The following is a 26,133-nucleotide window of genomic DNA, read 5'->3' on the forward strand; positions in this document are numbered from 1 at the left end:
AGATTGCGGGCGCGCTGCGCGAAAGCGGCGCAAAATAAGGCGATTGCGCCCGTGGCAGAAGCTGGATTTGCTAGAATCGGGGCACCATTCCGGAGAATCACCATGAAGCCGCTCCTTCCCGTCGCCGTTGCACTGGCCCTTGCCTTTGGCAACGCCGCGATGGCTGCCCAGCCTGTCGACGACACTCCGCCCCCGGGCGCGCCGCAGTCCGCCAACGAACGCGCCGGCCTGCCCGACCTGGAGAAGATCAACCGGCCGGCAGCCGAGGTCAGCTCGAAGGTGGAAATCAACGTCCCGCGCACGCCGAGCTTCCACGAGCGCAGCGGGAACGGCACGGAAATCACTGAATACCGCGACAAAGGCAAGCCCGTCGAAATCAACGTCCGCTCGAACCTTGGCACGCGCTACCAGATGAGCGCGCCGCTCGATACGTCGCCCACCGTGCGCGACAACGGACGCGCGAGCACGCGTCTGCCTTCGGTGAACCTGAGGTACTGATGCCTGGCGGGGCGCCGGCGCCGCTCCTGATCAATGCCCTGCGCCGGCGCGCGTCGCCGGTGCTGTGAGCTTGAATTCCGCATCGCGCGGCGGTGCGCCGAGCTTCGCAACCGTTCCACCGACCTGCCTGAACGCGCGCTCCACACTGCTTTCACCACCGCACGTAGCCCGCTGGCCACATCGCGCCAGCCCGACCAACCTGACCTGACGTTTCCCGCATGGCTGTCTTCACCGCTGTCACCGAATCCCAACTAGCAGACTGGATGCGCCATTACGATCTCGGCGAAGTCGTCGAATTTCGCGGCATTACATCCGGCATCGAAAACAGCAACTTTTTTCTCACGACCACGCGCGGCGAATACGTCCTCACCATTTTTGAAAAGCTCACGGCCGGGCAGTTGCCGTTCTATCTGAACCTGATGCGCCATCTTGCGGAGCACCGCGTGCCTGTGCCGGACCCTATGCCGCGCGAGGACGGGTCGCTGTTCGGCATCCTGCACGGCAAGCCGGCCGCTATCGTGACGAAGCTCGAAGGCGCGCCGGAACTGGCGCCGGGCGTCGAACATTGCATCGAAGTCGGACAGATGCTTGCGCGCATGCATCTCGCCGGGCGCGATTACACCGGCTATCAGCCGAACCTGCGTAGCCTGCCGTGGTGGAAGGAAACGGTGCCGACCATCCTGCCGTTTCTCGAAGGCGAGCAGCGTGACTTGCTGTCGTCCGAGCTCGCGTATCAGGAGGCGTTCTTCGCGTCGGCAGACTACGCGGCGCTGCCTGAGGGACCCTGTCACGCCGACCTGTTCCGCGACAACGCCATGTTCGCGCATGCCGCGCCGGAGACCGGTCACGAGGTTCGTCTCGGCGGCTTCTTCGATTTTTACTTCGCCGGCTGCGACAAGTGGCTGTTCGACGTCGCGGTCACCGTCAACGACTGGTGCGTCGACCTCGCCACGGGCAAGCTCGACGAGGCGCGCACCGAAGCCATGCTGCGCGCGTATCAAACGGTGCGTCCTTTTACCGTCGAAGAAAACCGTCATTGGGGCGACATGCTGCGGACGGGCGCGTACCGTTTCTGGGTCTCGCGCCTGTATGATTTTCATTTGCCGCGCGCGGCCGAACTGCTTAAACCGCACGATCCCGGCCATTTCGAACGCATTCTGCGCGAGCGCCTGTCCGGCGTCGCACTTCCAGGCATTCACACCTCATGCAACTGATCGAAGTTCCCGCGAAAACCGGCTACGTATGGTTCCGGCAAGGTATCTGGCTGTTCCGCAAGAATCCGCTCGCGTTTCTCACGCTGTTTTTCACCTATCTGCTGGTGATGACGCTGGTTGCGCAAATCCCGCTGATCGGCAGCGTGTTGCCGCTCGCGTTCATTCCAGGCGTCGCCGTCGGCTTCATGGCCGCATGCCGCAATACGATCGCGGGCAAGCCCGTCTTTCCAACAATCCTCGTGGATGGCTTCCGTTCGTACGGACCAGTGGTCGCCCGTCGGCTGATCGTGCTCGGCGTGTTCTACGTAATCGCAATGGCGGTGGTGCTCGCGGGTTCGGCACTCGCCGACGGCGGCATGTTGCTGAAGGTGATGCTTGGCGCGGGCGCGGCAATGGACCCACAGGCAGTCGCCAACAGCAATATGCCGCTCGCCGTGGTTACGGCCTTTGCGTTCTACATTCCAGTGGCCATGCTGTTCTGGTTCTCGCCCATTCTCGCGGCATGGCACGATGTACCGCCCGTCAAGGCGATGTTCTTCAGCCTCGTCAGTTGCTGGCGAAATCGCGGCGCATTCATCGTGTTCGGCGCGCTGTGGTTTGCCGTGGCCATGATAGTGTCCCTCGGCTTGTCGGCGTTGATGCAGGCGCTCGGCGCAGGTGACTTCGCGTTCGCCGTGCTGATGCCCGCCACGATGATCGTCACGACCATGCTGTATTGCTCGTTCTACGCAACATATCGCGGCTGCTACGGCGTGCAGACACCGCAAACGCCTGATCTGCCGACTACACCGGCAGCCTGAGGCCTTACGCCGGGCGCCCATTGCCGCTCGCGGCACAGGCGCTCTGTTGCTTGTTTGGCGGCGCTGCGTCTACCGCGGCGCCCGCTTCTCGTAGTCCGCCTTTACATCTCATAGTCGTCAATGTGCGCCGATTTGCGGCACAATGGTTTGCACTCAATCTATTTGCGTGCACTCCTTCGACACGAGATGCATCATGACCCAGCGCCCCGCTTTGCCCTTCACGCTCGACGAGCAACTGTGCTTCGCCCTCTACTCCACGTCGCTGGCGATGACCAAGGCCTACAAGCCGCTTCTCGACAAGCTCGGTCTCACGTATCCGCAATATCTGGCGATGCTGGTGCTATGGGAAAGCGACGACGTCACGGTCAAGGGAATGGCCGCGCGGCTGAACCTCGATTCGGCAACTGTTACGCCCCTGCTCAAGCGCCTCGAGACGCAAGGTCTGGTGGAACGGGTGCGGGGAGTGGAAGACGAACGTCTCGTCTACGTTCGGCTCACCAAGGCCGGCGCAGCGCTCAAGCGTCAGGCCCGCGAGGTGCCCTCCGAAATCTTTTGCGCCACGCAACAGACCCCCGAATTCCTGCTGCGTTTGCGCGACGACCTGACTCGCCTGCGCACCACGCTTAACGACTACATGGATAACTAGACGCGCCGGTGCAAACGCTGGCTATCGACATCATGTGAAATTTCATTTGTACACAAATGATTTGTGTACTATATTTATCACATGCCGCTTCACTGGCACCGCGCCACAACGGCAGGTAGCGTGAAGCGGCAACATGCAGATCTTCCCAAACCCAGATCAAGGAGCAGCGCGATGAACATCCTCTACAAAGCAAGTGCAACGAGCACCGGTGGCCGCGACGGCCGTGCAGTATCGTCGGACAATGCGTTGGACGTGAAGCTCGCTGCGCCGCGCGAATTGGGAGGCAACGGCGCAGCTGGCACGAACCCTGAACAGTTGTTCGCCGCTGGCTATTCGGCATGTTTTCTCAGCGCAATGAAGTTTGTCGCGGGTCAGCACAAGCAGACGCTGCCTGCCGATACTCAGGTCACCGCAGAAGTCGGCATCGGTCCGAACGACAAGGGCGGCTTCGCACTGGACATCGATCTTCGCATCTCGCTGCCGGGTCTGGATGCAGATGCAGCTAAAGAACTGGTCGACGCCGCTCACCAGGTTTGCCCGTACTCGAACGCTACGCGCAACAACGTCGCAGTTCGTCTGCAAGTCGCGTAAGCTGCCAGGTCGGCGGGTCGCTCACGGCTCGCCGGGAACCGCGGCACTTTAACTGCCGGCGTTATTCGCGCCCGCCCTCGACGCCGAGGGCGGGCGCGCAGCCATTTACATCTCAACTTGCCGATGACACGCGTCCGACGACTGAACGACACCTTCGACACCGGCCTGGTCTGGTTTCGCCGTGACCTGCGCAGCACCGATAACGCCGCGCTGTACTATGCGCTCAAGCATTGCGAGCGCGTGTGGTGCGTGTTCGTGTTCGATACGACGATCCTGCAACCGCTGATTGATAAGTGGTTGACGCGTCATCCGGGCACGCAGGCGCAAGATCGCCGTGTCGAGTTCATTCTTGCGTCACTGCGCGAACTTGACGACGCGCTGCGCGCTCAGGGTGGCGGGCTCGTCGTGCTGAGCGGCGATCCGGTCGATCTCGTGCCGAAGCTCGCCAATGAGCTGCAGGTCGATGCGGTATTTGCGAACCACGACTACGAACCCGCCGCGATCGAGCGGGACGAGAACGTGCGCGAGCGTGTCGCCGAGGCAGGACGCCAATGGCTGACTTTCAAGGATCAGGTGATTTTCGAGCGCGCCGAACTGTTGACTGGCCAGAACAAGCCATTCACGGTTTTCACGCCGTACAAGAACGCGTGGCTCAAGCAACTGACGAGCTTCGATCTGAAGCCTTATCCGGTCGAAACCTACGCAGGCCACCTGGCCAAGCTGCCGGCAAAACTAGACCGGCATCTACCGACGCTCGATCAACTGAGCTTCGCGCCCAGCAATCTCGGAGAGCTCGAGTTGCCCACCGGCATGAGCGGCGCCCGGCTGCTGCTCGACGACTTTCTCACGCGTATCGACAGCTACGCAGAACGGCGGGATTTTCCGGCGGCCAAGGGTCCTAGCTATCTGTCGGTGCACTTGCGCTTTGGCACCGTATCGATTCGCACGCTCGCGCGGCTTGCTCATGAGATGTCTCTGCAACCGGACGGCCAAGGCTCGGCCACGTGGCTCTCGGAACTGATCTGGCGGGATTTCTACTTCATGATCCTGTCGCATCACCCCAGGTTGGCGGGCGGGGCGTCGTTCAAGGAAGAGTACGACCTTCTGCGTTGGGAGCAGGGCCCGGAAGCGGATGAAGCGTTCGCCGCATGGTGCGAAGGCCGCACCGGCTATCCGCTGATCGACGCGGCCATGTTGCAGCTCAACAGCACCGGCTACATGCATAACCGCCTGCGCATGGTGACCGCGAGTTTTCTGGTGAAGGATTTGGGCGTGGACTGGCGGCTCGGGGAGCGCTATTTCGCCGATCAACTGAACGATTTCGACTTCGCGGCGAATAACGGCGGCTGGCAATGGGCGGCTTCCACAGGATGCGACGCGCAGCCCTATTTCCGGATCTTCAACCCAGTCACGCAATCGGAGAAATTCGATGCCGACGGCCGGTTCATCAAACGCTATTTGCCGCAGTTGGGGAAACTGCCGGCCAAATGGATCCACGCGCCGTGGCTGGCGGGCGCGGAACGGCTCGCACAATACGACGTTGTGTTAGGCAAGGATTACCCGGGGCCGATTGTCGACCACGCGCAGGCGAGAGCCCGGACGCTGGCTCGATTCGGGAAGTGAGCACACGCTCACCGCGTCAAGTGACGCAGCCGGAAAGCGGGTTTTTGTAGCAGCGCTACTGGCTTGGAGCCGACGCTCAGCCCTTCGCTAGCACCGGCGTCATTTGCTACCGCCGATGCTTCAATTACAGCGCAGCTTAGTGCTGGCTCATCCACGACGGCTGACGAAAGTTCGCGTCGCGATCCAGCTTGCGCATGCGGAACTCGAGGTCGTACAGGTCGGTCGCTTCGGCCAGGAATGCGTCAGCGCGTTCTTTTGCGAGTTGTTCGGGCGACTTGGTCAAAAACAGGAACAGGCGGGTAAGCAGGTACATGATGAGAACCTCGGCAATGAGTGTAGGCATTAACGCCTAGGGGATAACCCGTATTATAGGGAAAACCCTAGGATTACGCCAACATTCATTTTCGGCTGTTGCTCAAAAGTCACCGTGCGTACGCAGAGGCGTCGGCCGCAGTGCTCTCGGCGACGCCCGCGCCAACCCGCCGCTGGTGCTTGAAGAACTCCCACACCATGGCGCTGGCGTCCGGGCCCTTCGCGGAATGAAACGGCACAGAGTCGTCTCCGCCGCTCCAGGCATGCGCGACGCCTTGCACGTGACACACGCGAACGACGCGCCGGCCACTACGGAAATAGTCGCGTAGCGTCATGCCGCCCTTGCGCTCTTCGCGCATTTCGCCGGATTTGCGCGCGCCTTTGGGATCGATCATCCGATTCAGACGCAAAAATTGCGTCGCAAGCTGGTCGGCGTTGACCGGCGCAACCACATGATCGGCGTCGCCGTGGATGATGAGCGCCGGCATGCCCGGATAATGCGCAACGTCCGCCACCTCATCGACGAGTTCAGCAGGATCGCGCCGCGCGCCGCGCCGCATCACGTCCATCGCCGTAATGCCGGAGCGGGCTTCGCCAAAAGCAGGTCCAGAGTGCAGCGCGACCGCCGCAAAGCGGTCCGGAAAACGCAGCGCCAGCAGCGCTGCGAGCCCCGCCCCCGCAGAAATTCCAGCCACATAAACGCGCTCGCTGTCGAAACCATGCTGGGCGACCAGCGCATCAACGAGCGACACCACCGCCCGCGCCTCGGCACCACCCGCGCTTTCGCCGGCGTCGTACCAGTGCCAGCAGCGGTGCGAATGCGCATGCTTCGACTGTTCCGGATAAACGACAGCGAAACCATAGCGGTCCGCCAGCACGTTCATCCGCGTACCTTGCGCGAATTCGTCGATGGATTGCGTGCAGCCGTGCAACATCACAAGCAGCGGCATGGCTTCGAGAGCGTGGCCCGACGGAACGTAGAGGCCGTATTGAAGATGATTGACCAGCCGGCCGGGCGCCGCAGGCGCCGAATGGAACGAACGCGTCCACGATCCGCTCGCCCACGCTGCCGCCCGCGGCCGCACCCGCGATTCGCGTGCGGCCGCGTGCGGCGCTTCGCGTTTGACGGGCGAACGCAGTGCGGCAGACTTCAGCGGGCGAACCTTCGTCGACGGCTTACTGGACGCCGCGCGGGTCGGGCGCTTAGTGGCGCGCTTGGCGGTCGTGTGGGCGTGCTCGGTCTGAATAGCGAGCAGGCGCTTGAGGCCGCGGAGCCAGATTTTCGATAAACTTTTTGCCATCGGCGCTGAACCTCGCAAAAAGGGCAGGATTGACGAACGCACATGCGTTTCTTGTGCAATGCACAATAACATCAATCCTCAGGCGATGCAGGAGCCGCCTGGCGAGTCCGCCGGCATCGCTCGCCGCACCAAACCTTGTCCCCGACCGCCATTAAAGGCTGCTGGCGCCTGTTAGCCGCCTAACATCCCCAAGCAAAAAGCTTGTCTGCGCGCCGCGAGCCGTCGGCAGGCGCCGTCTATACTAGGCGCTTACCCCAACGCGTCGGCGCTTTGCCTCGCTCGCGCGTTAGAGAGATATCAATGATTCTATGCGGCTCTGACCGCCTTTTCTCGATGCCCGACCTGCCAGCCCAACTGTGGTATTCGATCACCAGCCTCGGCGGCGCCGGCATGACGCTGCCGCTAGCGTTCGCGATCGCGCTGTGGCTCGGGGTCGGCTACACGTGGCGCATGGCGGCCGGCTGGCTGTTGCTGCTCGGCGCGGCAATCGGCGTCGTGACGGTGACGAAGCTGGCGTTCCTCGGCTGGGGCGTAGGCGTGCGCGAGTTCGATTTCACGGGCGTCAGTGGCCACGCCATGCTCTCGACGGCCGTCTATCCCGTCGCCCTGTTCCTGATGCTTTTGCGCACGCGGCCGCCCGTCCGCGTGCTGGGCGTTGTACTCGGGCTGGCTGCCGGAATGGCGGTTGGGCTGTCGCGCGTCGTGCTGAGCGCGCACTCGCCTTCGGAAGCAATCACTGGGTGCCTCGTCGGCGCGCTAGCCGCGCTTTTGTTCGTGCGGACGGCCTGGAACGCCGTTCCCGAGCGCCTTTCCGTGCTCCCAGTCGCCGTCAGTTTGATGGCGCTTGCCGTGCTGATGCACGGCGTTCACGTGCCGACTCAGCGCTGGGTGACGCACATCGCGCTGAAAGTCTCCGGCCACGACCGGCCGTTCATCCGCGCAAAGTGGAAGGCCGTGCGCGATGTCCGGCCGGCCGCCGCGCCACTCTCGCAGACGCGAAACAGCCTCGCGCCGCCGCGCTCTCTGAACGCCTAAGCCGTTTTCTGGCTCGCCATCCGCCTTCTTCGCGCGGCGGCATGCTCGTCGCGCCAGCGCTATAACCTCGTCTATATTACGATACGGGTTTCCAATCATGGTCCGGCGCGCGCCGGACTTCCACACGTTCATGACACTGTCCCGCCGCCTGCTGAAACAAGCGCTGCTGATGACCAGCGCGGTTTCTATTGTCTTTAGCGTCAACGCCCGCGCCGATGAACTGGTGGTGTCCGCCGCCGCGAGCCTGACCAATGCGTTCACCGCAGTGAGCGAAGCCTTCGAAAAGCAGCACGCCGGCACCAAGGTTCTGCTGAATTTCGGCGCGTCCGACGTATTGATGCAGCAAATCGCCAAAGGCGCGCCCGCCGACGTCTTTGCGTCAGCCGACCAGAAAGCCATGGACAAGGCTGCGGCGGAGAAAGTCATCGTACCGGCCACGCGCAAGGACTTCGCCGCCAATTCGCTCGTCCTGATCGTCCCGGCGGACAGCCGTTTTGCGCCGTCCAGTCTCAACGAATTGACGTCGTCGAATGTGAAACGGATTGCGTATGGCGATCCGGCCTCCGTGCCGGTTGGCCGCTACACGCAAGGTGCGTTGCAAGCCGCCGGCGTGTGGGATGCCGTGAGCGCCAAGGCCGTGCTGGCGGCGAACGTGCGTCAAAGCCTCGACTATGTGTCGCGTGGTGAAGTGGACGCCGGTTTCGTGTTCGGCACCGACGCCGCCATCGTCCCCGGCAAGGTGAAGGTCGCGCTGACGGTGCCGACGCAAACCCAGATCACCTACCCGATCGCGCAAGTGGAGGGTAGCCGTCATGCAGCGGACGCGCAGGCCTTCGTGAGCTTCGTTTTGTCGCCGGCCGGCCAGGCGGTGTTGGCGAAGTACGGCTTCAAACCGGCCCACTAACGTCCGGATCGCTCTACCTTCATCAACGTCGACAACGGACCGCAGACGATCATGCAACAAGCCTGGATTCCGCTGATGCTGTCACTCAAAGTGGCAGGCTGGGCGACCGCGCTGAATCTGGTGTTCGGTGTGGCCGCCGGTTTCGGCCTGTCGCGCTGGCGCTCGGGAGCGCGCGACGTCGTCGATTCGTTGCTGACGCTGCCGCTCGTCATGCCGCCCACGGTGCTCGGTTACTACCTGCTCGTCCTGCTCGGGCGACGCGGTGTGATCGGCGCCTGGCTCGACCGCTTCGACATTCAACTGGTGTTCACCTGGCAAGGCGCAGTGATCGCGTCGACTGTGGTGGCGTTCCCGCTCGTGCTGAAATCGGCGCGCGCCGCCTTTGAAGCCGTCGATCCCCAACTCGAACGCGCCGCGCGCACGCTCGGCGTCAGCGAAACGGCGGTTTTCTTTCGCGTGAGCCTGCCGCTTGCCGCGCGCGGAATTCTCGCCGGCGGGCTGCTCGCCTTCGCGCGGGCGCTCGGCGAATTCGGTGCCACGCTGATGATCGCGGGCAATCTGCCGGGCCGCACGCAGACGCTTTCGGTCGCGGTCTACTCAGCTGTGCAAGCGGGCGACGACGCCACGGCGAACTTCCTCGTGATCGTGACCTCGGTGACGTGCGTCGTGATCCTGCTGCTCGCCGGCCGCCTCGTGCCGCAGCGCACGCTTCTGGTTTCCCGCTGATATGCCGCTCGAAGTCGACATCCACAAGACATTCGTAAGCGCCGAACGCCGCTTCACGCTCGACGTCGCTTTCACTGCGACCACGCAGCGCGTGGTGCTGTTCGGCCCGTCCGGCGCGGGCAAGAGCCTGACGTTGCAGGCGATCGCCGGCCTGTTGCGTCCCGACGAAGGCAAGATCACGCTACATGGCAATGCGCTGTTCGATAGCAAGCTCAATGTCGATCTGAAGCCGCAGGCGCGCAAGGTCGCTTACCTCTTCCAGGACTACGCGCTGTTTCCGCATCTGAACGTGCGTCAAAACATCGGTTTCGGCTTGCAGCGCGGCTGGTTCAATCCGCGCGCGCGCAGCAGTCATGCGCAGATCGATTACTGGCTCGACGCGCTGGAGTTACGCGGTGTCGCCGGCAACTATCCGGCGCAACTTTCGGGCGGACAGAAACAGCGCGTCGCGCTTGCGCGTGCGCTCGTCGCGCAACCTCAACTGCTGTTGCTGGACGAGCCGTTTTCGGCGTTGGACAGCACGCTGCGTCAGCGCATGCGGCTGGAGTTGTCCGACTTGCAGACACGGCTTGATATTCCGATGGTGCTTATCACGCACGATCCCGACGACGTGGCCGCCTTCGGCGATCAGGTCGTGCAGATCAGCGACGGCGGCGTCCGCGAAAGCCAGACATTCAGCGGCTACGCCCGCAGCGAAACCTGATTGGCGGGCGCCCTTGCCCTTGCCCTCTCTCGCACGAGCCCTCAGTCTTTCACGCCGAGTATCACGCTGGACGCCTTGAATGCCGCGACGGCGCTCGCGCCTTGTGCGAGACCGAGTGATTCGGCGCTCTCGTTCGTGACCACGGCTGTGATGATCGCGCCGCCCTCGAGCATGAGCGACACCTCGGCACTGACCGCGCCCCGCTTCACGCTTTGCACGATGCCGCGCAGCTGGTTGCGCGCAGAAAGCTTCAGCGGCGCGCTGTTTTCCCGTTCGACTAGCAACACGACCCACGACGCCTTGATCAACGCGAACGCCGCCGAGCCGACTGCAAGGCCGAGCGATTCAGTGCTTTCGTGCGTGAGGACGGCGACGATCGTGTGGCCGCCGGGGAGCGCGAGCGAGACTTCGTCGTTGATCGTGCCGCGCGCGATATGCGCCACGGTGCCGTACAGCTGATTGCGTGCGCTCGTTTTTACACCGATGCGGCCGATCAGATCCCAGTCGGGCGCGAAACCTTCGATTGCGGCGCCCGCCCGCTCGAGAAAGCGCCGATGTTCGCGCTCGACCGCGCGGAATGTTTCGATGAGCTTGAGTGCGCGCGGCGTCAGCGTGGTGCCGCCGCCGCCCTTGCCGCCAGTCAGACGCACGACGAGCGGCTCGCCGGCGAGGTTGTTCATTGCATCGACGGCGTCCCACGCGCCCTTGTAGCTCATGCCGACGGCCTTGGCCGCACTGGTGATGGAGCCGGTTTCGCCGATCGCCGCGAGAAGCGCAATTCGCGACGCGCCGCCGAGCGTATTGGCGCCCGCCTGGAACCAGACCGAACCGCCGACTTCCAGCGGTTCGTGAGACGGATCGTTGAGCTCGGGTGCCATGGCTAGGAGCGGTCAGTGAATGATCGGGAACAGCGGATCATTATAGCGACCGGTGCTGCGCCCCTCGGAGGCTGAAGGCTGCGCGTGCCAGGCAAGCCGCCCGGCGAAACTGCCGCGCCGCCCGGACCGCACCGGTTGAAGCGAGCGCCGCCGCTCAAAGCGCGTATTGAGCGATCCCGTTGCCGAACGACCAGTTCTCCTTCAGGACTTCGACGAGGTTGATCAGCACATCCTCTCGCCTCAGCCCGGGCGACTCATGCAACTCATCGACCATGCGCTTGTAGAGCGCCTTCTTCTGCTCCAGCGTGCGCGTGTTGTTCAGCGTTATCTGAATCATCACGAGATCGTCGGTTCGCTGCACATTCAGGTACTGGTTGTCGTACACGAAGTTGTCCGCTTCGTGCTCCGTGATCAACATGAAGATGTCGTCTTTTGGCACGTTGAATGTGGCAACGAGCGCCCGCTGGGTGCTGTCCGCAATTGCCTTCCGATATTCGGCGGGCTTGCCGGCGCGCAAAGCGATTCGGGTAATCGGCATGACTGACTCCTCAAATGTGTGAATACGTGCACACAGCTTAGGTCGGCAGGTTCATAATGAACAGATATTGCTGGCTATTTCATCTATATTCACTCGAAATGAAAGTCCTCGATCTGGACGCCGTCCGTGCGTTCGTACTTGTCGCCGATCTGTGCAGCTTCACACGCGCCGCCGCTGCGCTCGACACCACGCAATCCGCGGTCAGCCTCAAGCTCAAGCGCCTGGAAGTGCATCTGGGCAAGCAGTTGCTGGAGCGCACGCCCCGCGTGGTGCGTCTTTCCGTCGACGGCAAAGCGTTTCTCAGCGCTGCCCGCGATCTGTTGACCGCGCATGAACGGGCGCTGGGGTCGCTGTCAGTGGACCGTCGGCGGCTCTCGCTCGGCCTGAGCGAACACGTTGCGGGGCCCGACCTGCCGCAACTGCTGGCGCGACTGAACGCGCACGACCCGGGGCTCGTGGTCGAACTGCACCTGGGTACGTCCGCTGCGTTGCTCGCCCATTTCGACGAACGCCGTCTTGATGCGGTGATCATCCGGTATGGCGCGGACGAACCGCCGCGCGACGACGCTCAGGTGTTGTTCAGCGAGCCGCTCGAATGGCTGGCAACGCCGGCATGGCTGCCGCGGATGGGTGAGCCATTGGCGCTCGCGCTGTTGAGCCCGCCGTGCAACGTGCGCGATGTCGCGCTGCGTACGCTGACGGAGGCGTCGGTGGCGTGGCAGGAGGTGTTCGTCGGTGGCGGCGTCGCGGCTGTCGGCGCGGCGGTGGCTGCGGGGCTCGCGGTGTCGCCACTTGCGCGCAGAGTCGCGCCGCGCGGTTTGATCGATGTCGGCGGGCGGCTTGGGCTGCCGCGACTGCCGGAGTCTCGCGTGACGCTGCACTCCCGCGTGCGGGACGAGCGTTCGAAGGAAACGCTGCGGCTCGTGACGAACGGGCTGGCGAGCGGGTGAGCTGGCTAAGGGACGCGTTGTGGGTGCGTTGGCGATTAGCGGTTGGCCGACTCAGTGCAAAATCGGCGGAAGTGAACCGCTGCGGGCCGTTGCCGGGTCCGCGGTTGCTGCCGTCTGATTAGCGCTGGTATTTGGCGAGGACGCGGAGGCATGAGGCGCGATCGCCGCCGATGTTTTCGCCGCACTTCGCTTGCTCCCGTTGTCGCTCATCGCGCCGTCCCCAGCGGCGTGACCTTGGGTCGTAGCGGCGTGCGTTGCCTTCGACTGAGCGGGTTGCATCTGCGCCACTTGGGCGCGGCCCTTCGTCCCTGAGGCGGCGACCGCTACCTTCGGCTTCGACTTACCTTGCGCCGTGTGAGAGGCTTTGTTGGCGCCCGTGGCCGCCACGCGTTTGCTAGCGCCGTGATCGGTCGAATTTTCTAGGTGACCGGCCGCGGTCGCCGACTTTGAAGCGCTCTTTTCACCTCGCACAGACTGCCCGGAAACCGCGCCGTGCTTGCCATGCGCGCTCGCCTCAGGCGGGTTCCACACTTCTGTATAACCGGCCGCGATGGCCGCTCCAGACGCACACCACACGGCGATCGCCGTTGCTACTGCTCGAAACCACATCTGCCGCATCTCCTGAATCTTCGACTTTCGTGACGAGCCGGGATTATATTCCCTTGCAAAAATCCATATTTGGACTAGCATAGGCAATAAGTACATATAAGGACTTACCCGCTCATGGCTCATGCCGCCCGCGCCACCCAGCCCGAAGCACCGCTGCATCGGCCGACTTCGGAACCATCGTTTGCAGAAATGTCTGCAGCGGGTTTGCGCGCGTTCTTCAGAATTGCGCAAGACTGGGATCTGAGCGCCGACGAGCAGATCATGCTGCTCGGTTCGCCAGGCCGCTCCACTTACTTCAAGTGGAAGCAGGCGCCGGAAACGGCGCGCGTCGGTCGCGATACGCTGGAACGCCTGTCGTTGCTGCTCGGCATCTACAAGGCGCTGCAAATCCTGTTGCCGCAACCGGGCACAGCGGACACCTGGATCAAACGCCCTAACAGCGCACCTCCGTTTGGCGGCCGTCGCGCGCTCGACCGCATGCTGGCGGGCAATGTCAGCGACCTCGTGGCCGTGCGCCAGTATCTCGACGCAATGCGAGGCGGCTGGGCGTGACAGAACCGCATTGGCAGGACCGCTGGCGCAGCGCGCCTCTGGATTGGTCGCCCGCGTATCGCGTGATTCCCACTCGCTTTCCGGCCGTCAATCTGTTCGATCGGGTCGCATCGCCGGAAGATTTCGAAGCGCTATACGCGCTCGAAGCAATGACCAACGACCGTCTGCGCACCGAGGTCGGAGAACTCGATCTCGTGCCGCGTGAAGAACGCCGTTTTGGGCCGGGCTACGGACCGATCATGGCCGCGCTCACGCATCTGAATCCCCTAGGCAGCAGGTTTTCCGACGGCACCTACGGCGTGTTCTATTGCGCCCGTTCGCGCGTCACGGCCATCGCCGAAACGCGGTATCACACGGCCAGATTTCTGGAGGCCACCGCGGAGCCGCCAATGCGTCAGCAAATGCGCCTCTATACCGTCGTGGCCCAAGGGGAAGTGGTCGACCTTCGCGGCGATCCGAAGCTCGATCTCGCAGTGCTCTCTCCCGACGACTACCTCGCCGGCCAATTGCTCGGCCGTGCAGTGCGTGAGGCGGGAGCGCCGGGCATCGCGTATCCATCGGTGCGGGATACTGAAGGCGAATGCCTCGCTGCATTCAGGACAACGCTGCTGCGCGACTGTCACCACGCGGCGTATCTTGAATACAACTGGAACGGCACGAGCGTGGATATGGTGTTCGAGCTCAACCAGGTCGGCTGAGAGCGCCTCGATGGGCGCCTCGATAAGCGCCTCGTCAGGGCAACGCCAGCGCCGCCGCGCCTTCGGCGCGCGCTTCTTCCACTGAAATCGACCAGCGCCGCAGCGCTCGCGGCTCGACGATAGTCAGCCTGCCGCCCGGGCCAAATGCGCCCGTGTCGATGAACACCTGCGCGCCGACCTGCTTGATGTCGCGCATCGGAGTATGGCCGCAGTACGTGAGCGACAAACCACGCTGCCGCTGCGGATCGCCGTTGCCCATCGCGAGATCACGTCCCCACAGCAATTGCTGCCGCGTGTCCGCGGAGAAATTGCCGGCATCGAGTTCGGCGTCAGTGCCGAAAAATTCGGCGTGCAGAACATTGAAACGTTCAGGGCCGCTGCCCACCACGCGCACGAGCGGCAGTGTGCGCAGCCGCTCGGCATAGCGACGCAAACTCTCGTCGGGCAGATTCGCTGCCCACGCGCCGCCAATGCCGTACCACCATTGCCGCCGCAACCGGCCATCGGCGACGGCGCACAGCGCGTCTTCGTGATTGCCGAGCACGGCGAAAAACCAGGGCTTGTCGAGCAGAGCCAACGCCTGTTCGGAATGCTCGCCGCGATCCACCAGATCGCCGACTGAAAAGAGCCGGTCACATGCAGGATCGAACGAGACGAGGCGCAGCAGATAGCGCAACGCATCGACACAACCGTGCAAGTCGCCGACTACGAAGTCGCGGCCGCTCCGGTTCGCCGAATGGTGCTGAACAGAGGTGTCGAGTACGGAAGCCATACGTTCATGATAATGCGCAATCTCCAATGCGTATGAGCGCTGCCTCTCGTAGCGCGGCAGGAGAAAGCGCAAAGTTGACAGTAAACCACGCAAAAACCCGCGCGTACGCGGCAGAGTTTGCCGAAAACAGCCTGTTTGCGGGCGCGGTCTTGCTGGCTTCGCGTTTTGACAACTCATGTTGCCCGCAAGCCGCTGTCACGCGCGCGCGAACAGCAATCCGACCCGGATCGGCCACTGAAAGTTGCGCACACCAGTGCTGCGAGCTTGCATCCGGGCTTCGACTGAAAGGCGCTCGCAAAGCCGTTGTAAGCGGCTGTGAGTGCGACGCGCCCCGTTCATCAATCGACGCCCGCAGACGAGTAGAATCCGCGACACACCCGCCTTCCGCTCCCCTTCCATGCTCATAAAATATTATCCGCAAACGCTTCGCAATCGTCCGCGCATGCTGATCGCTCTCGCGGTCGGCGTCGTCGTCGCCATCTTGACGCCACAACACATGCGTCCGATGGTCCGCGTGCTGGTCGGTTGGGACACTACGGTGTGGACTTACCTGGTGCTGATCTGGGCGCACATGGCCGCCGCCGATGCAGGCCGCGTGCGCGACTCCGCGCGCCGTGACGACGAAAACGCCGGCGTCGTACTGTTCGTGATCTGCATGGCGACCATTGCAAGCATTGCCGCGATCGTGCTGGAACTCGCCTCGGCGAAGGGCACGGCGGGTGCATCGACGGTATGGCACTACGCGCTGACCGGCCTCACGCTGATGGGCGCGTGGTTCCTGATTCCCACCATCTTCACCCAGCACTACGCCCGGCTCTACTACGATACCGACGTACAGGAGACGCCCCTTCTGTTTCCCGATCATTCGCTCACGCCGAACTATTGGGATCTACTTTATTTCTCGTTCACGATCGCGGTTGCCTCGCAAACCTCGGATGTCGTGCTGCGCTCACGTCCCATTCGCCGGGCCGCGCTCGCACAATCCGTTTTGTCGTTCTACTTCAACGTCGCCGTGCTCGGCTTGTGCGTGAACATCGCGGCGGGCCTTCTCGGTTCCTGAGGTTCGCCACTGCTCGAAGGCGAGCACGCACCAATACGACGCGCGCGCCTCGCCGAGCCGTGAGTCGCGCGTGCCGCTCCCAATGACGGCGCTTGCCCGTCCCACCGCAGGTCTCGTGTAAAACGCGGACCATTGCGGCCCGTTTTACACGTGCCCGCAGCCCTCTCCAGCGGCGCGCCGACTTCGTTGCCGCACACCTTCCCATAAGGGCACTCCGTCGCCCCACACTGCCCGTCGCGTCAATTCAGTGGCACAAGCCTTGCTGACCTCCGCAGACGGTTCTGGCCGGCCCGCCCCGACGCCTGGCGTCTGTGCACCTGTAACTGGCCAGCGGCGTGACGATCTTTGCACTACATTGACCAGTACGCGCCACAGTCTACGGACCGCGCGGCCTCCGGCTCTGGAAGCCCAATGAGCGCTGTGATCGCATGTCACTTGCATCCACACCGCAGCAGGACAAATCTGGAAACGACCGATGGAATCTCCAAACGGGTACGCGCCGCGGATCTATTTTTTTCATTCACTTCTGGTTGGACCGCTTGACGCGTGGCCCGCGCAGTTCGCCCACGCGGCCGCACTGGGCTTCGATCACGCGTTGATCGGCAGCCTCTTCGAACCGGGCCGGGCGAGCCACGGGCAGGTCGTCGGCAACCATGCGCGGCTGCATCCCGTGTTCGAAACCGAACAGCCGGCCGTCGACGCCATCCGCACTCTCGCAGGCGGGGCGCGTCAGCAAGGGCTCACGTTGCTGGTCGATCTGGTGATCGACCGGGTGGCCGCCGATGGCGCACTCTACGCGGAGCATGCGGACTGGTTCCATCCGCTGGAATCCGAAGAGGCGCGGCTAGACCCACGGCATGTGCATCGTGAGGACAACGTCGCCTACGCGAACTTCAACGACGCCGGCACGCGTGCCGCGCTAGCCGACTGGTGGACGCAGCAGCTGCTGGCACTCGCCGACGCCGGCATTGGCGGTTTCCGCTTCGATTCTCCGCATCGCGTACCCGCCGAGGTCTGGCGGCATTTGCGCGACGCCGTGCGCACCGCGCATCCCGACGTGCGATTTCTCGCGGCAACGCCAGGCCTTGCCCGCAGCGATCTGATCGGTCTTCAGGGCGCGGGCTTCGACAGCGTGTTCTCGTCGGTGCGCTGGTGGGACTATCGCGCGAGCTGGATGGTGGAAGAGCATGCGGTGCTCGCGCGCATCGGCGGACCGATTGCGTTTCCCGAAGCGCCTTACGGCACGCGCCTCGCCGCCGAGTTGAGCGACCCGCATGATTCGAGCATCGTCGAACGCGCGTATCGCCGCGCGCTGTACGCGGCGTCCGCCATCGGCACCGGCTGGCTGATGCCGATGGGCTTCGAATACGGCGTGAGCGAACCAATGTCGCAAACCCGAGGCGACGCGTCGCAATTCGCACTGGCTTGCCAGGCGAAAAAATTCGACCTGACGCCGCAGATCACGCGCGCCAATGAACTTGCACGCACATCAAGAGCGCTGCACGCGAACGGGGAATTGCGCGCGTTGAGCGGGCCTGGCGCACCCGCCGCGGTGCTGCTGCGCGCCGACCAACCCGACCTGCGCGATGCCGCCGAGGCGGTTCTCATCGCAATCAATCCGGAACTCGGCGCGCCTGTGCGCGTCGATCCGGCGCGTTTTCTCGCCAGCGTGCCCGGCAATTTCACGCGCTTCGTCCCTCTCGATGCGCCAGGCCGTGCCTCGCCTGCGGCTTTAACGCCGTTCGCGCTGGCACCCGGTGCCGTGCGCCTCTTCCAGGCCGTGGCGGAGAAGCCGATCTGTCTTGCGCCGCCCATCGACAAGCCCAACAGCAAGCGTAGCGGTCGCAAGACCGTGATCGAAGCGATCAACGCGCCGCGCGTGGCGATCGAAAGCGTGACGCCTTCTGTGGACAATGGCCGCTTCCCCGCCAAACGAAGCGTGGGTGAGCGCGCTGAAATCAGCGCCGCGATTTTTGCGGAAGGACACGACAAGATCGCCGCCGCCGTGCTGTGGCGTGCCGCCGACGAGAACACCTGGCACGAAGTGCTGATGGCGCCGGCGCAGCCCGCGGGTCTCGACATCTGGAAGGCGCGCATTCCGCTCGATCGCATGGGACGTCACGAATTCACCGTGATCGCCTGGCGCGACGACTTCGCTTCGCTCGTCGAACATGTCGAGAAAAAGTTGAAGGCGGGCCAAACCGTCGAGACCGAACTCGATGAAGCCGCGCATCTGTTCGCGCTCGTGCTGGCCGAAGTCGAAACGACCGAAGGTGCGGTCATCGAACCGCTCAAAAATATCGTCGAGCATTTCACCAAGGCCGACGCCGAAACGAAGCTCAAACTGCTTCTGGATGCGGGCACCAGGAAGGCGATGACCGCCGCGCGGCATCGTCCGTTCCTGAGTCGCGATCCAGTGACATACAAGATCGACGCCGAGCGCACCGCCGCGCGCTTTGCAAGCTGGTACGAAATCTTCCCGCGCTCGATGAGCGACGACGAATCGCGCCACGGCACGTTCGCCGATGTCACGACCAAGCTGCCGCGCATTCGCGACATGGGCTTCGACGTGCTGTACTTTCCGCCGATTCATCCAATCGGCGTGTCGAATCGCAAGGGCCGCAACAACACGCTGAACGCACAGCCCGGCGACGTAGGCAGTCCGTATGCGATCGGCGCGGCAGAAGGCGGACATACCGCCGTGCATCCGCAACTGGGCACGCTCGACGACTTCAAGAAGATGCTCGCCGCCGCGCACGCGCATGGCCTCGAAATCGCGCTCGACTTCGCGGTGCAGTGCTCGCCGGATCATCCGTGGCTGAAGGAGCATCCCACGTGGTTTGCGTGGCGTCCCGACGGCACGCTGCGATATGCGGAAAATCCGCCGAAGAAGTACCAGGACATCGTCAATCCCGACTTCTACGCGCACGACGCGAAGCCCGACCTGTGGCTCGCATTGCGCGACGTGTTTCTGTTCTGGATCGACGCGGGCGTGCATATCTTCCGCATCGACAACCCGCACACCAAGCCGCTGCCTTTCTGGGAATGGGTGATCGGCGACGTGCGTGCGCGGCATCCGGACACGATTTTCCTTGCCGAAGCATTCACGCGTCCGCGCATGATGTACCGGCTCGGCAAGATCGGTTTCTCGCAGTCGTACACGTATTTCACGTGGCGCGAGTCGAAACGCGATTTCATCGAGTATCTGACGGACCTCACGCAAACCAGCGCACGCGACTTCTATCGGCCGAACTTCTTCGTGAATACGCCGGACATCAACCCACGTCATCTGCAATCGCAGGGACGCACCGGCTTTCTGATTCGTGCGGCGCTCGCTTCCACGCTCGCCGGCTTGTGGGGCGTGTATAGCGGCTTTGAACTCTGCGAGGCGGCTGCGCTGCCGAACAGCGAGGAATATCTCGATTCCGAGAAGTATCAATTGCGCGCGTGGGACTGGAACCGGCCCGGCAACATCACGGCGGAGATCGCCGCGCTGAACCGCATTCGCCGCGCGAATCCCGCGCTGCAAACGCACCTCGGCCTCACGTTCCTGCCCGCGCACAACGACAACATTCTATTCTTCGAGAAGGCAACCGAAACGCGCGACAACGTGATTGTCGTCGCCATCAATCTCGACCCGTTCAACGAACAGGGCGCGGACATCGAATTGTCGTGGGAGACATTCCAGAATTGGAATCTGCACGATCAGGGCGCGCTCGAAGTGACCGATCAGATGACAGGCGCGCGTTTCACATGGCACGGCCGCTGGCAACATGTGCGGCTCGCCCCCGGCCAGCCCTTTTCTATCTGGCGCATTGCGCCGCTCGGCGGCCTGCCCGCAGAGCGTCCCGATGAAGCCGACAGCGATTCGACCAGCGACCTTCACGCAGACGCTGGCAACCCTACCCCGACGGAAGGTGCGATATGAAGCGTGACGATCCCTCACAAGGCACGTCGGAAGCCCAGGCAAGCACGGCAACCGCCACCGCAACAAAAGCTCGCGCGCGCCGCCGCGGCAAGCCCGCGACATTGAGCGACGATCCGCTCTGGTACAAAGACGCAATCATCTACCAGGTGCACATCAAGTCGTTCTTCGATGCGAACAACGACGGCGTCGGCGACTTTCCCGGCCTGATCGCCAAGCTCGATTACATCGCCGAACTCGGCGTGAATGCGATCTGGCTGCTGCCGTTCTATCCGTCGCCGCGTCGCGACGACGGATACGACATTGCCGATTACCGCAACGTGCATCCTGACTACGGCCAGCTTTCGGACGTCAAGCGCTTCATTCAGGAGGCGCATGCGCGCGGCATCCGCGTGATTACCGAACTCGTGATCAACCACACGTCGGATCAGCACCCGTGGTTTCAGCGCGCGCGCCGCGCAAAGCCGGGCTCGAACCATCGCAACTTCTACGTGTGGTCCGATACCGACCAGAAGTATCAGGAAACACGGATTATTTTCATCGACTCGGAGCCGTCGAACTGGACGCACGATCCGGTCGCGGGCGCTTACTACTGGCACCGCTTTTACTCGCACCAGCCCGATCTGAATTTCGACAACCCGGCCGTGCTGCGCGAGGTGTTGCAGATCATGCGGTTCTGGCTCGACATGGGTATCGACGGGCTGCGGCTCGACGCGGTGCCCTATCTGGTCGAACGCGAAGGCACGAACAACGAGAACCTGCCGGAAACGCATGCCATTCTGAAAAAGATTCGCGCGACTATCGACGCGGAATATCCGAACCGTATGCTGCTCGCCGAAGCGAACCAGTGGCCGGAAGACGTGAAGGAATATTTCGGCGACGAAGACGAATGCCACATGGCGTTCCACTTCCCGCTGATGCCGCGCATCTACATGTCCATTGCGAGCGAGGACCGCTTTCCGATCACGGACATCATGCGGCAAACGCCGGACCTTGCCGAAACGAATCAGTGGGCCATTTTCCTGCGCAATCACGACGAGCTGACGCTCGAAATGGTCACGGATTCCGAGCGCGATTACCTGTGGAATACCTACGCGAGCGATCGCCGCGCGCGCCTTAACCTCGGCATTCGCCGCCGCCTCGCGCCGCTGATGGAGCGCGACCGCCGCCGCATCGAGTTGATCAATTCGCTGCTGTTGTCCATGCCGGGCACGCCCGTTATCTATTACGGCGACGAACTGGGCATGGGCGACAACATCCACCTTGGCGACCGCGACGGTGTGCGCACGCCGATGCAATGGTCGTCGGACCGGAATGGCGGCTTTTCGCGCGCCGATCCTGAGCAACTCGTATTGCCGCCCGTGATGGGTTCGCTTTACGGCTTCGACGCGGTCAACGTCGAAGCGCAAAGCCGCGATCCGCATTCGCTGCTCAACTGGACCCGGCGTATGCTCGCCACGCGTCGCGCGAAACAGACTTTCGGACGCGGCACGATCCGCTTCCTGAAGCCGGAGAATCGCAAGATTCTCGCGTATCTACGTGAGATGCCCAACGAGCCGCCGATCCTTTGCGTCGCGAATCTGTCACGCGCGCCACAAGCGGTGGAACTCGACCTGTCGGAATTTAACGGCTCGGTGCCGATTGAAATGACCGCCGATTCCGTGTTCCCCCCAATCGGCCAGTTGACTTACCTGCTGACGTTCCCGCCGTACGGCTTCCTGTGGTTCATGTTGTGTCCGGGTGGCCAGCGTCCGACCTGGTCGCAGGCGCACCCCGAGCCGTTGCCCGAATTCGTCACGATCGTGATACGCGAAGGTCAGGTCGGTCCGACACCCGAAAACGTGCGGCTGCTCGAATCCGAAGTGCTGCCTTCGTGGTTGAGCCGCCGGCGCTGGTTTGCATCGAAGGATCAGAAGATGCATGCGGTCCGGCTCGCCGCGTTGACCACGATCCCCAACGGAGGCTTCGCCTTCACCGAGATTGAAGCGGACGTCGGCGATCACACCGAACGTTATGTGGTGCCGATCGCAATCACCTGGGGTGGCGAAACGACCACACCGCTGTTCCTTCAACTTGCGTTGGCGCGTGTGCGGCGCGGCCGCAACGTCGGGCATCTGACCGACGCATTTGCGTTGCCGATCTTCGCGCACGGCGTGATGCGCAAGTTGCGCGAACGCGCGGTCATACCGACCGTGCAGAAAAGCGAGATCAGGTTCATTCCAACGGAGCGTTTCGCTGAACTCGAAAATCTCGGCGAACGTCCGGAAATTCGGTGGCTCGCGGCGGAGCAAAGCAACAGTTCGCTCATCATTGCAGACGCTGCGGTACTGAAACTGGTGCGGCGCCTCGTGAGCGGGATTCATCCGGAAGCGGAGATCAGCCGCTATCTGACGCAGCTCGGTTATGCGAACACCGCGCCGCTCTTTGGCGAAGTGGTGCGCGTCGATCCCGAGGGCGTGCCGCATACGCTCGCGATTCTGCAAGGCTATGTCGACAACCAGGGCGATGCCTGGAACTGGTCGCTCGATCATCTGCGCCGCTCGGTGGACGAACTCGCGATCGCCGTCGATACCGACGCGTCATCGACGCCCGACCGCGGCAACGAAACTCTTCTGCTGGAAGGCTACTCGTCGTTGGCCGGCATCATCGGCAGGCGCCTTGGACAGTTGCACGTCGCGCTCGCCTCGCCGACCGACGACCCGGCGTTTGCACCCGAACAGGCGAGTGCCGAGCAAGTGAAGGCATGGGTCGACGGCACACAGTCGATGCTCGCGAGCGCGCTCGACCTGCTCGCGCCGCGCGTCGAACAGATGCTCGATGCGGAGACGAAAGCCCTCGCGAAAAGCCTGGTCGACCGGCGTGCCGCGCTGGTCGAGGCCGTCAACAAACTGGTTTCGCCCGACACGCAAGCGCAGCGGATTCGCATTCACGGCGACTTCCATCTGGGCCAGGTGCTGGTCGCACAGGGCGACGCCTATCTGATCGACTTCGAGGGCGAGCCGGCGCGCTCGCTCGAAGAGCGTCGGCAGAAGTCGAGCCCGCTGCGCGACGTGGCCGGCCTGATGCGCTCGTTGTCGTATGCGAGCGCCGCGGCGCAGTCCACGATGGAAAGCGCACCGCAGCAGACCGCGGATCGCAAACGTTCCCTGTTCGACCGTTTCCGCGTGCAAGCCACGGAAACATTCCTGAAGGAATACCGCGCAGCCACCGCCGAAGCACCGACGCCGCTTGTCGCGCCGGAGGCGGAACAGGCGCTACTCGATCTGTTCCTGATCGAGAAGGCCGCGTACGAAATCCGCTATGAAGCGGCCAACCGTCCGGCATGGCTCAGCTTGCCGGTGCGCGGACTAGCCGCGCTCGCAGGCCGTTTGCTCGGCGACAAAACCACGTCGCACGATTCGTCAACCCAGGCGCAAGACGCCGCCACACCGCCTCATCCGGCCGAGGGCGACTATGAGTGAACACGATCCGGCCGCAGGCCTCCAGCCGCTCGATATGGATGCGCTCGTCGAAGCGCGTCACCCCGATCCTTTCTCGCAGCTCGGCCTGCATCACACGGACAGTGGTCCCGTGGTGCGCGCGCTGTTGCCCAATGCGGCGCACGTCAGCGTGATTTCGCGCGCCGACGGCTCGTTGCTCGGCGAACTTCAGGAGTTGCGTCCGGGCCTTTTTGCGGGTCGCGTGAGCGCGGCGGTGCCGTACCGTCTGCGTATCGACTGGCATGGCACGGAGCAGGAAATCGAGGACACGTATTCGTTCGGCCCCGTTCTCGGCGATGAACCGCTCGGGCGTCTCGCGGGCGGGGATCCTTATGCCGTGCTCGAATGTCTCGGCTCGCGTCCGATGGAAGTGGACGGCGTGCCCGGCGTGCGCTTTGCCGTCTGGGCGCCGAACGCGCGGCGCGTCTCCGTGGTGGGCGACTTCAACGCGTGGGACGGCCGGCGCCATCCGATGCGCCTGCGTCATCAGGCGGGCGTGTGGGAATTGTTCGTGCCGCGGGTCGGGCCGGGCACGCGCTACAAATACGAGCTGCTCGCACGCGACGGCCATCCGCTGCCGCTGAAGGCCGACCCTTGTGCAATGCAGACCGAGAAGCCGCCAGGCACGGCCTCGGTCGTCGCACATGTCGACGAGATCGAACAGTTTCCGTGGAGCGACCACGAATGGATCCAGTCGCGCGGCGAAAAGCAGACGCCGCGCTCGCCGATTTCCATTTACGAGGTGCATGCGGAATCGTGGTTGCGCATCGCCGAAGAAGGTCAGCGCGGCCTGAATTGGGAAGAACTCGCCGAGCGCCTGATTCCCTATGTGAAGACCATGGGATTCACGCACGTGGAGTTCATGCCGGTCGCGGAGCATCCGTTCGGCGGATCGTGGGGCTATCAGCCGCTTGGGCAGTTTGCGCCGTCCGCGCGCTTCGGCAAACCGGAGCAGTTCGCCGCCTTCGTCAACAAGGCGCACGAGGCCGGACTCGGTGTGATTCTCGACTGGGTGCCCGCGCATTTCCCGAACGACGCGCACGGCCTCGTCGAGTTCGACGGCACACCGCTCTACGAACATGCCGACCCGCGCGAGGGCTATCACCAGGACTGGAACACGATGATTTACAACCTCGGCCGCAACGAGGTGAGCGCGTTCCTGGTGGCCTCGGGCCTCGCGTGGCTGAAGCGCTATCACGTGGACGGCCTGCGCGTGGACGCCGTTGCGTCGATGCTTTACCGCGACTATTCGCGCGCCGCCGACGAGTGGGTGCCGAATATTTACGGCGGGCGGGAAAACCTCGAATCGATCGCGTTTCTGAAGCGCCTCAATCATGAGGTAGGTTACGTGCCAGGCGTGCCCGGCGCGATCACCATCGCCGAGGAATCTACCGCCTGGCCAGGCGTGACGGCGCGCGTCGAAGACGGCGGCCTGGGTTTCAACTTCAAATGGAACATGGGCTGGATGCACGACACCCTGCACTACATGCAGGAAGATCCCGTCTATCGGCAGTACCACCATCACAACATGACGTTCGGCATGGTCTACGCGTATTCCGAGCGCTTCGTGCTGCCGCTCTCGCACGATGAAGTGGTGCACGGCAAAGGCTCGCTGCTCGGCAAGATGCCCGGCGACACGTGGCAGAAGTTCGCCAATCTGCGCGCGTATTTCGGCTTCATGTGGACGCACCCTGGCAAGAAGCTGCTTTTCATGGGCGGTGAATTCGGTCAGATCGCGGAATTCAATCATGACGCGTCCCCGCACTGGCATCTTCTCGACGACGCTCATCACCATGGCGTGCAGTGGCTGGTGCGCGACCTGAACCGTTTGTACAGCCACGAACCGGCGCTGCATCTGCTCGACAGCGAGCCAGGCGGCTTCGACTGGCTGGTGGGCGACGACAGCGCCAACAGCGTGTTCGCGTATCGCCGCACGGACGGGGCGGGCCGCGAACTGGTCGTGGTGTGCAACATGACGCCGGTGCCGCGCGTCGGCTACCGCGTCGGCATGCCGCGCGAAGGACGCTGGTCGGAAGTGCTCAATACGGATGCAGGCGTGTACGGCGGCTCGAATATGGGCAACGGCGGTCTTATTCATACCGAGGCGATTCAGAGCCACGGCTGGCCGCATTCGGCCTCCCTGACCTTGCCGCCGCTAGCGACGATCGTGCTGCGAGCCGATTGAGCGGAGACTGACAGGGAACCGGGTGCGATCGGGCGCCGCCCGGTCATGCCGAAGCGAGCGCGCGGCCGCGTGAAAACCGGCCGCGCGCTCGTTGCATGAAGGCCCGCGCTAGCGCTGCATCAAACAGAACAAGG

The 26,133-nt window shown here is 63.3% G+C and carries 22 protein-coding genes; 17 read left to right on the top strand and 5 right to left on the bottom strand.

What is annotated here, in order from left to right:
- Positions 1 to 102 precede the first annotated feature (102 nt).
- From H281_RS0130985 to H281_RS0131015, 6 genes are all read left to right on the top strand, one after another.
- Positions 103 to 498, top strand: coding sequence for a hypothetical protein (locus tag H281_RS0130985; protein WP_020071014.1), 396 nt, complete (start codon positions 103 to 105; stop codon positions 496 to 498).
- A gap of 218 nt (positions 499 to 716) precedes the next feature.
- Entirely contained in the window at positions 717 to 1,712 is a 996-nt protein-coding gene (locus tag H281_RS0130995; RefSeq protein ID WP_027805095.1) for a homoserine kinase, read from the top strand.
- Positions 1,703 to 2,512: a BPSS1780 family membrane protein gene (locus H281_RS0131000; protein ID WP_020071017.1), complete on the top strand. Its 810-nt coding sequence runs from the start codon at positions 1,703 to 1,705 to the stop codon at positions 2,510 to 2,512. Before H281_RS0130995 ends, H281_RS0131000 begins: the two co-directional genes overlap by 10 nt.
- A gap of 193 nt (positions 2,513 to 2,705) precedes the next feature.
- Entirely contained in the window at positions 2,706 to 3,158 is a 453-nt protein-coding gene (locus tag H281_RS0131005; protein WP_020071018.1) for a MarR family winged helix-turn-helix transcriptional regulator, read from the top strand.
- 171 nt (positions 3,159 to 3,329) lie between these two features.
- Positions 3,330 to 3,749, top strand: coding sequence for an organic hydroperoxide resistance protein (locus H281_RS0131010; RefSeq protein ID WP_020071019.1), 420 nt, complete (start codon positions 3,330 to 3,332; stop codon positions 3,747 to 3,749).
- 123 nt (positions 3,750 to 3,872) lie between these two features.
- On the top strand, positions 3,873 to 5,372 hold the full coding sequence (locus H281_RS0131015) for a cryptochrome/photolyase family protein (protein ID WP_020071020.1): 1,500 nt from the start codon (positions 3,873 to 3,875) through the stop codon (positions 5,370 to 5,372).
- Positions 5,373 to 5,508: 136 nt separating this feature from the next.
- On the opposite strand, the gene H281_RS35040 is transcribed toward H281_RS0131015, so the two are convergent.
- Both H281_RS35040 and H281_RS0131025 read right to left on the bottom strand, forming a co-directional pair.
- Positions 5,509 to 5,685 (bottom strand): DUF3563 family protein, encoded by a 177-nt coding sequence (locus H281_RS35040; protein ID WP_084530981.1) that lies wholly within the window; start codon positions 5,683 to 5,685, stop codon positions 5,509 to 5,511.
- Between the two features lie 109 nt (positions 5,686 to 5,794).
- Positions 5,795 to 6,985, bottom strand: a complete 1,191-nt coding sequence (locus H281_RS0131025) for an extracellular catalytic domain type 1 short-chain-length polyhydroxyalkanoate depolymerase (protein WP_020071022.1) — start codon at positions 6,983 to 6,985, stop codon at positions 5,795 to 5,797.
- Positions 6,986 to 7,318: 333 nt separating this feature from the next.
- Between H281_RS0131025 and H281_RS0131030 the strand changes: the two genes are divergently transcribed.
- The 4 genes from H281_RS0131030 to H281_RS0131045 all read left to right on the top strand — a co-directional run bounded on the left by H281_RS0131030 (position 7,319) and on the right by H281_RS0131045 (position 10,353).
- Positions 7,319 to 8,020, top strand: a complete 702-nt coding sequence (locus tag H281_RS0131030; protein WP_027805096.1) for a phosphatase PAP2 family protein — start codon at positions 7,319 to 7,321, stop codon at positions 8,018 to 8,020.
- 130 nt (positions 8,021 to 8,150) lie between these two features.
- Positions 8,151 to 8,924: a molybdate ABC transporter substrate-binding protein gene (gene modA / locus H281_RS0131035; RefSeq protein ID WP_027805097.1), complete on the top strand. Its 774-nt coding sequence runs from the start codon at positions 8,151 to 8,153 to the stop codon at positions 8,922 to 8,924.
- Between the two features lie 51 nt (positions 8,925 to 8,975).
- A complete protein-coding gene (gene modB, locus H281_RS0131040) occupies positions 8,976 to 9,650 on the top strand; it encodes a molybdate ABC transporter permease subunit (RefSeq protein ID WP_020071025.1) in 675 nt (224 codons plus the stop codon).
- Position 9,651: 1 nt separating this feature from the next.
- Positions 9,652 to 10,353: a sulfate/molybdate ABC transporter ATP-binding protein gene (locus tag H281_RS0131045; protein WP_020071026.1), complete on the top strand. Its 702-nt coding sequence runs from the start codon at positions 9,652 to 9,654 to the stop codon at positions 10,351 to 10,353.
- Between the two features lie 41 nt (positions 10,354 to 10,394).
- Here H281_RS0131045 and H281_RS0131050 read toward each other — a convergent pair whose 3' ends face one another.
- The gene (locus H281_RS0131050; protein ID WP_020071027.1) at positions 10,395 to 11,231 is read right to left on the bottom strand and encodes a TOBE domain-containing protein; all 837 of its coding nucleotides are present in this window, start codon (positions 11,229 to 11,231) and stop codon (positions 10,395 to 10,397) included.
- Between the two features lie 154 nt (positions 11,232 to 11,385).
- Complete coding sequence (locus H281_RS0131055) at positions 11,386 to 11,769, bottom strand: tautomerase family protein (RefSeq protein WP_020071028.1); 384 nt, start codon at positions 11,767 to 11,769, stop codon at positions 11,386 to 11,388.
- 98 nt (positions 11,770 to 11,867) lie between these two features.
- Here H281_RS0131055 and H281_RS0131060 point away from each other — a divergent pair, with 98 nt between their 5' ends.
- From H281_RS0131060 to H281_RS0131075, 3 genes are all read left to right on the top strand, one after another.
- On the top strand, positions 11,868 to 12,719 hold the full coding sequence (locus H281_RS0131060) for a LysR family transcriptional regulator (protein ID WP_020071029.1): 852 nt from the start codon (positions 11,868 to 11,870) through the stop codon (positions 12,717 to 12,719).
- 723 nt (positions 12,720 to 13,442) lie between these two features.
- Positions 13,443 to 13,880, top strand: coding sequence for an MbcA/ParS/Xre antitoxin family protein (locus H281_RS0131070; RefSeq protein WP_020071031.1), 438 nt, complete (start codon positions 13,443 to 13,445; stop codon positions 13,878 to 13,880).
- On the top strand, positions 13,877 to 14,578 hold the full coding sequence (locus tag H281_RS0131075; protein ID WP_020071032.1) for an RES family NAD+ phosphorylase: 702 nt from the start codon (positions 13,877 to 13,879) through the stop codon (positions 14,576 to 14,578). The genes H281_RS0131070 and H281_RS0131075 overlap by 4 nt, the downstream gene beginning before the upstream one ends.
- Positions 14,579 to 14,612: 34 nt before the next feature.
- Here H281_RS0131075 and H281_RS0131080 read toward each other — a convergent pair whose 3' ends face one another.
- Entirely contained in the window at positions 14,613 to 15,350 is a 738-nt protein-coding gene (locus H281_RS0131080) for a metallophosphoesterase (protein ID WP_020071033.1), read from the bottom strand.
- Between the two features lie 397 nt (positions 15,351 to 15,747).
- Between H281_RS0131080 and H281_RS0131085 the strand changes: the two genes are divergently transcribed.
- From H281_RS0131085 to glgB, 4 genes are all read left to right on the top strand, one after another.
- Entirely contained in the window at positions 15,748 to 16,410 is a 663-nt protein-coding gene (locus H281_RS0131085) for a DUF1345 domain-containing protein (RefSeq protein ID WP_020071034.1), read from the top strand.
- 475 nt (positions 16,411 to 16,885) lie between these two features.
- Entirely contained in the window at positions 16,886 to 20,338 is a 3,453-nt protein-coding gene (locus H281_RS36220) for a maltotransferase domain-containing protein (RefSeq protein WP_020071035.1), read from the top strand.
- Positions 20,335 to 23,796: a maltose alpha-D-glucosyltransferase gene (gene treS, locus H281_RS0131095; protein ID WP_020071036.1), complete on the top strand. Its 3,462-nt coding sequence runs from the start codon at positions 20,335 to 20,337 to the stop codon at positions 23,794 to 23,796. Before H281_RS36220 ends, treS begins: the two co-directional genes overlap by 4 nt.
- Complete coding sequence (glgB, locus tag H281_RS0131100; protein ID WP_020071037.1) at positions 23,789 to 25,999, top strand: 1,4-alpha-glucan branching protein GlgB; 2,211 nt, start codon at positions 23,789 to 23,791, stop codon at positions 25,997 to 25,999. Before treS ends, glgB begins: the two co-directional genes overlap by 8 nt.
- The last annotated feature ends 134 nt before the right edge of the window (positions 26,000 to 26,133 follow it).

The organism is Paraburkholderia caledonica (assembly GCF_000383275.1).
Taxonomy (GTDB): domain Bacteria; phylum Pseudomonadota; class Gammaproteobacteria; order Burkholderiales; family Burkholderiaceae; genus Paraburkholderia; species Paraburkholderia caledonica.

Excerpts from the sequence above, each read along its gene's own strand:
- treS (WP_020071036.1), top strand. The coding sequence starts at position 20,335 with ATGAAGCGTGACGATCCCTCACAAGGCACGTCGGAAGCCCAGGCAAGC.
- H281_RS0131005 (WP_020071018.1), top strand. The coding sequence starts at position 2,706 with ATGACCCAGCGCCCCGCTTTGCCCTTCACGCTCGACGAGCAACTGTGC.
- H281_RS0131025 (WP_020071022.1), bottom strand. The coding sequence starts at position 6,985 with ATGGCAAAAAGTTTATCGAAAATCTGGCTCCGCGGCCTCAAGCGCCTG.
- modB (WP_020071025.1), top strand. The coding sequence starts at position 8,976 with ATGCAACAAGCCTGGATTCCGCTGATGCTGTCACTCAAAGTGGCAGGC.
- H281_RS0131060 (WP_020071029.1), top strand. The coding sequence starts at position 11,868 with ATGAAAGTCCTCGATCTGGACGCCGTCCGTGCGTTCGTACTTGTCGCC.
- H281_RS0131010 (WP_020071019.1), top strand. The coding sequence starts at position 3,330 with ATGAACATCCTCTACAAAGCAAGTGCAACGAGCACCGGTGGCCGCGAC.
- H281_RS36220 (WP_020071035.1), top strand. The coding sequence starts at position 16,886 with ATGGAATCTCCAAACGGGTACGCGCCGCGGATCTATTTTTTTCATTCA.
- H281_RS0131085 (WP_020071034.1), top strand. The coding sequence starts at position 15,748 with ATGCTCATAAAATATTATCCGCAAACGCTTCGCAATCGTCCGCGCATG.
- H281_RS0131055 (WP_020071028.1), bottom strand. The coding sequence starts at position 11,769 with ATGCCGATTACCCGAATCGCTTTGCGCGCCGGCAAGCCCGCCGAATAT.
- H281_RS0130985 (WP_020071014.1), top strand. The coding sequence starts at position 103 with ATGAAGCCGCTCCTTCCCGTCGCCGTTGCACTGGCCCTTGCCTTTGGC.
- glgB (WP_020071037.1), top strand. The coding sequence starts at position 23,789 with ATGAGTGAACACGATCCGGCCGCAGGCCTCCAGCCGCTCGATATGGAT.
- H281_RS0131070 (WP_020071031.1), top strand. The coding sequence starts at position 13,443 with ATGGCTCATGCCGCCCGCGCCACCCAGCCCGAAGCACCGCTGCATCGG.
- H281_RS0131080 (WP_020071033.1), bottom strand. The coding sequence starts at position 15,350 with ATGGCTTCCGTACTCGACACCTCTGTTCAGCACCATTCGGCGAACCGG.
- H281_RS35040 (WP_084530981.1), bottom strand. The coding sequence starts at position 5,685 with ATGTACCTGCTTACCCGCCTGTTCCTGTTTTTGACCAAGTCGCCCGAA.
- modA (WP_027805097.1), top strand. The coding sequence starts at position 8,151 with ATGACACTGTCCCGCCGCCTGCTGAAACAAGCGCTGCTGATGACCAGC.
- H281_RS0130995 (WP_027805095.1), top strand. The coding sequence starts at position 717 with ATGGCTGTCTTCACCGCTGTCACCGAATCCCAACTAGCAGACTGGATG.
- H281_RS0131015 (WP_020071020.1), top strand. The coding sequence starts at position 3,873 with ATGACACGCGTCCGACGACTGAACGACACCTTCGACACCGGCCTGGTC.
- H281_RS0131000 (WP_020071017.1), top strand. The coding sequence starts at position 1,703 with ATGCAACTGATCGAAGTTCCCGCGAAAACCGGCTACGTATGGTTCCGG.
- H281_RS0131050 (WP_020071027.1), bottom strand. The coding sequence starts at position 11,231 with ATGGCACCCGAGCTCAACGATCCGTCTCACGAACCGCTGGAAGTCGGC.
- H281_RS0131045 (WP_020071026.1), top strand. The coding sequence starts at position 9,652 with ATGCCGCTCGAAGTCGACATCCACAAGACATTCGTAAGCGCCGAACGC.
- H281_RS0131030 (WP_027805096.1), top strand. The coding sequence starts at position 7,319 with ATGCCCGACCTGCCAGCCCAACTGTGGTATTCGATCACCAGCCTCGGC.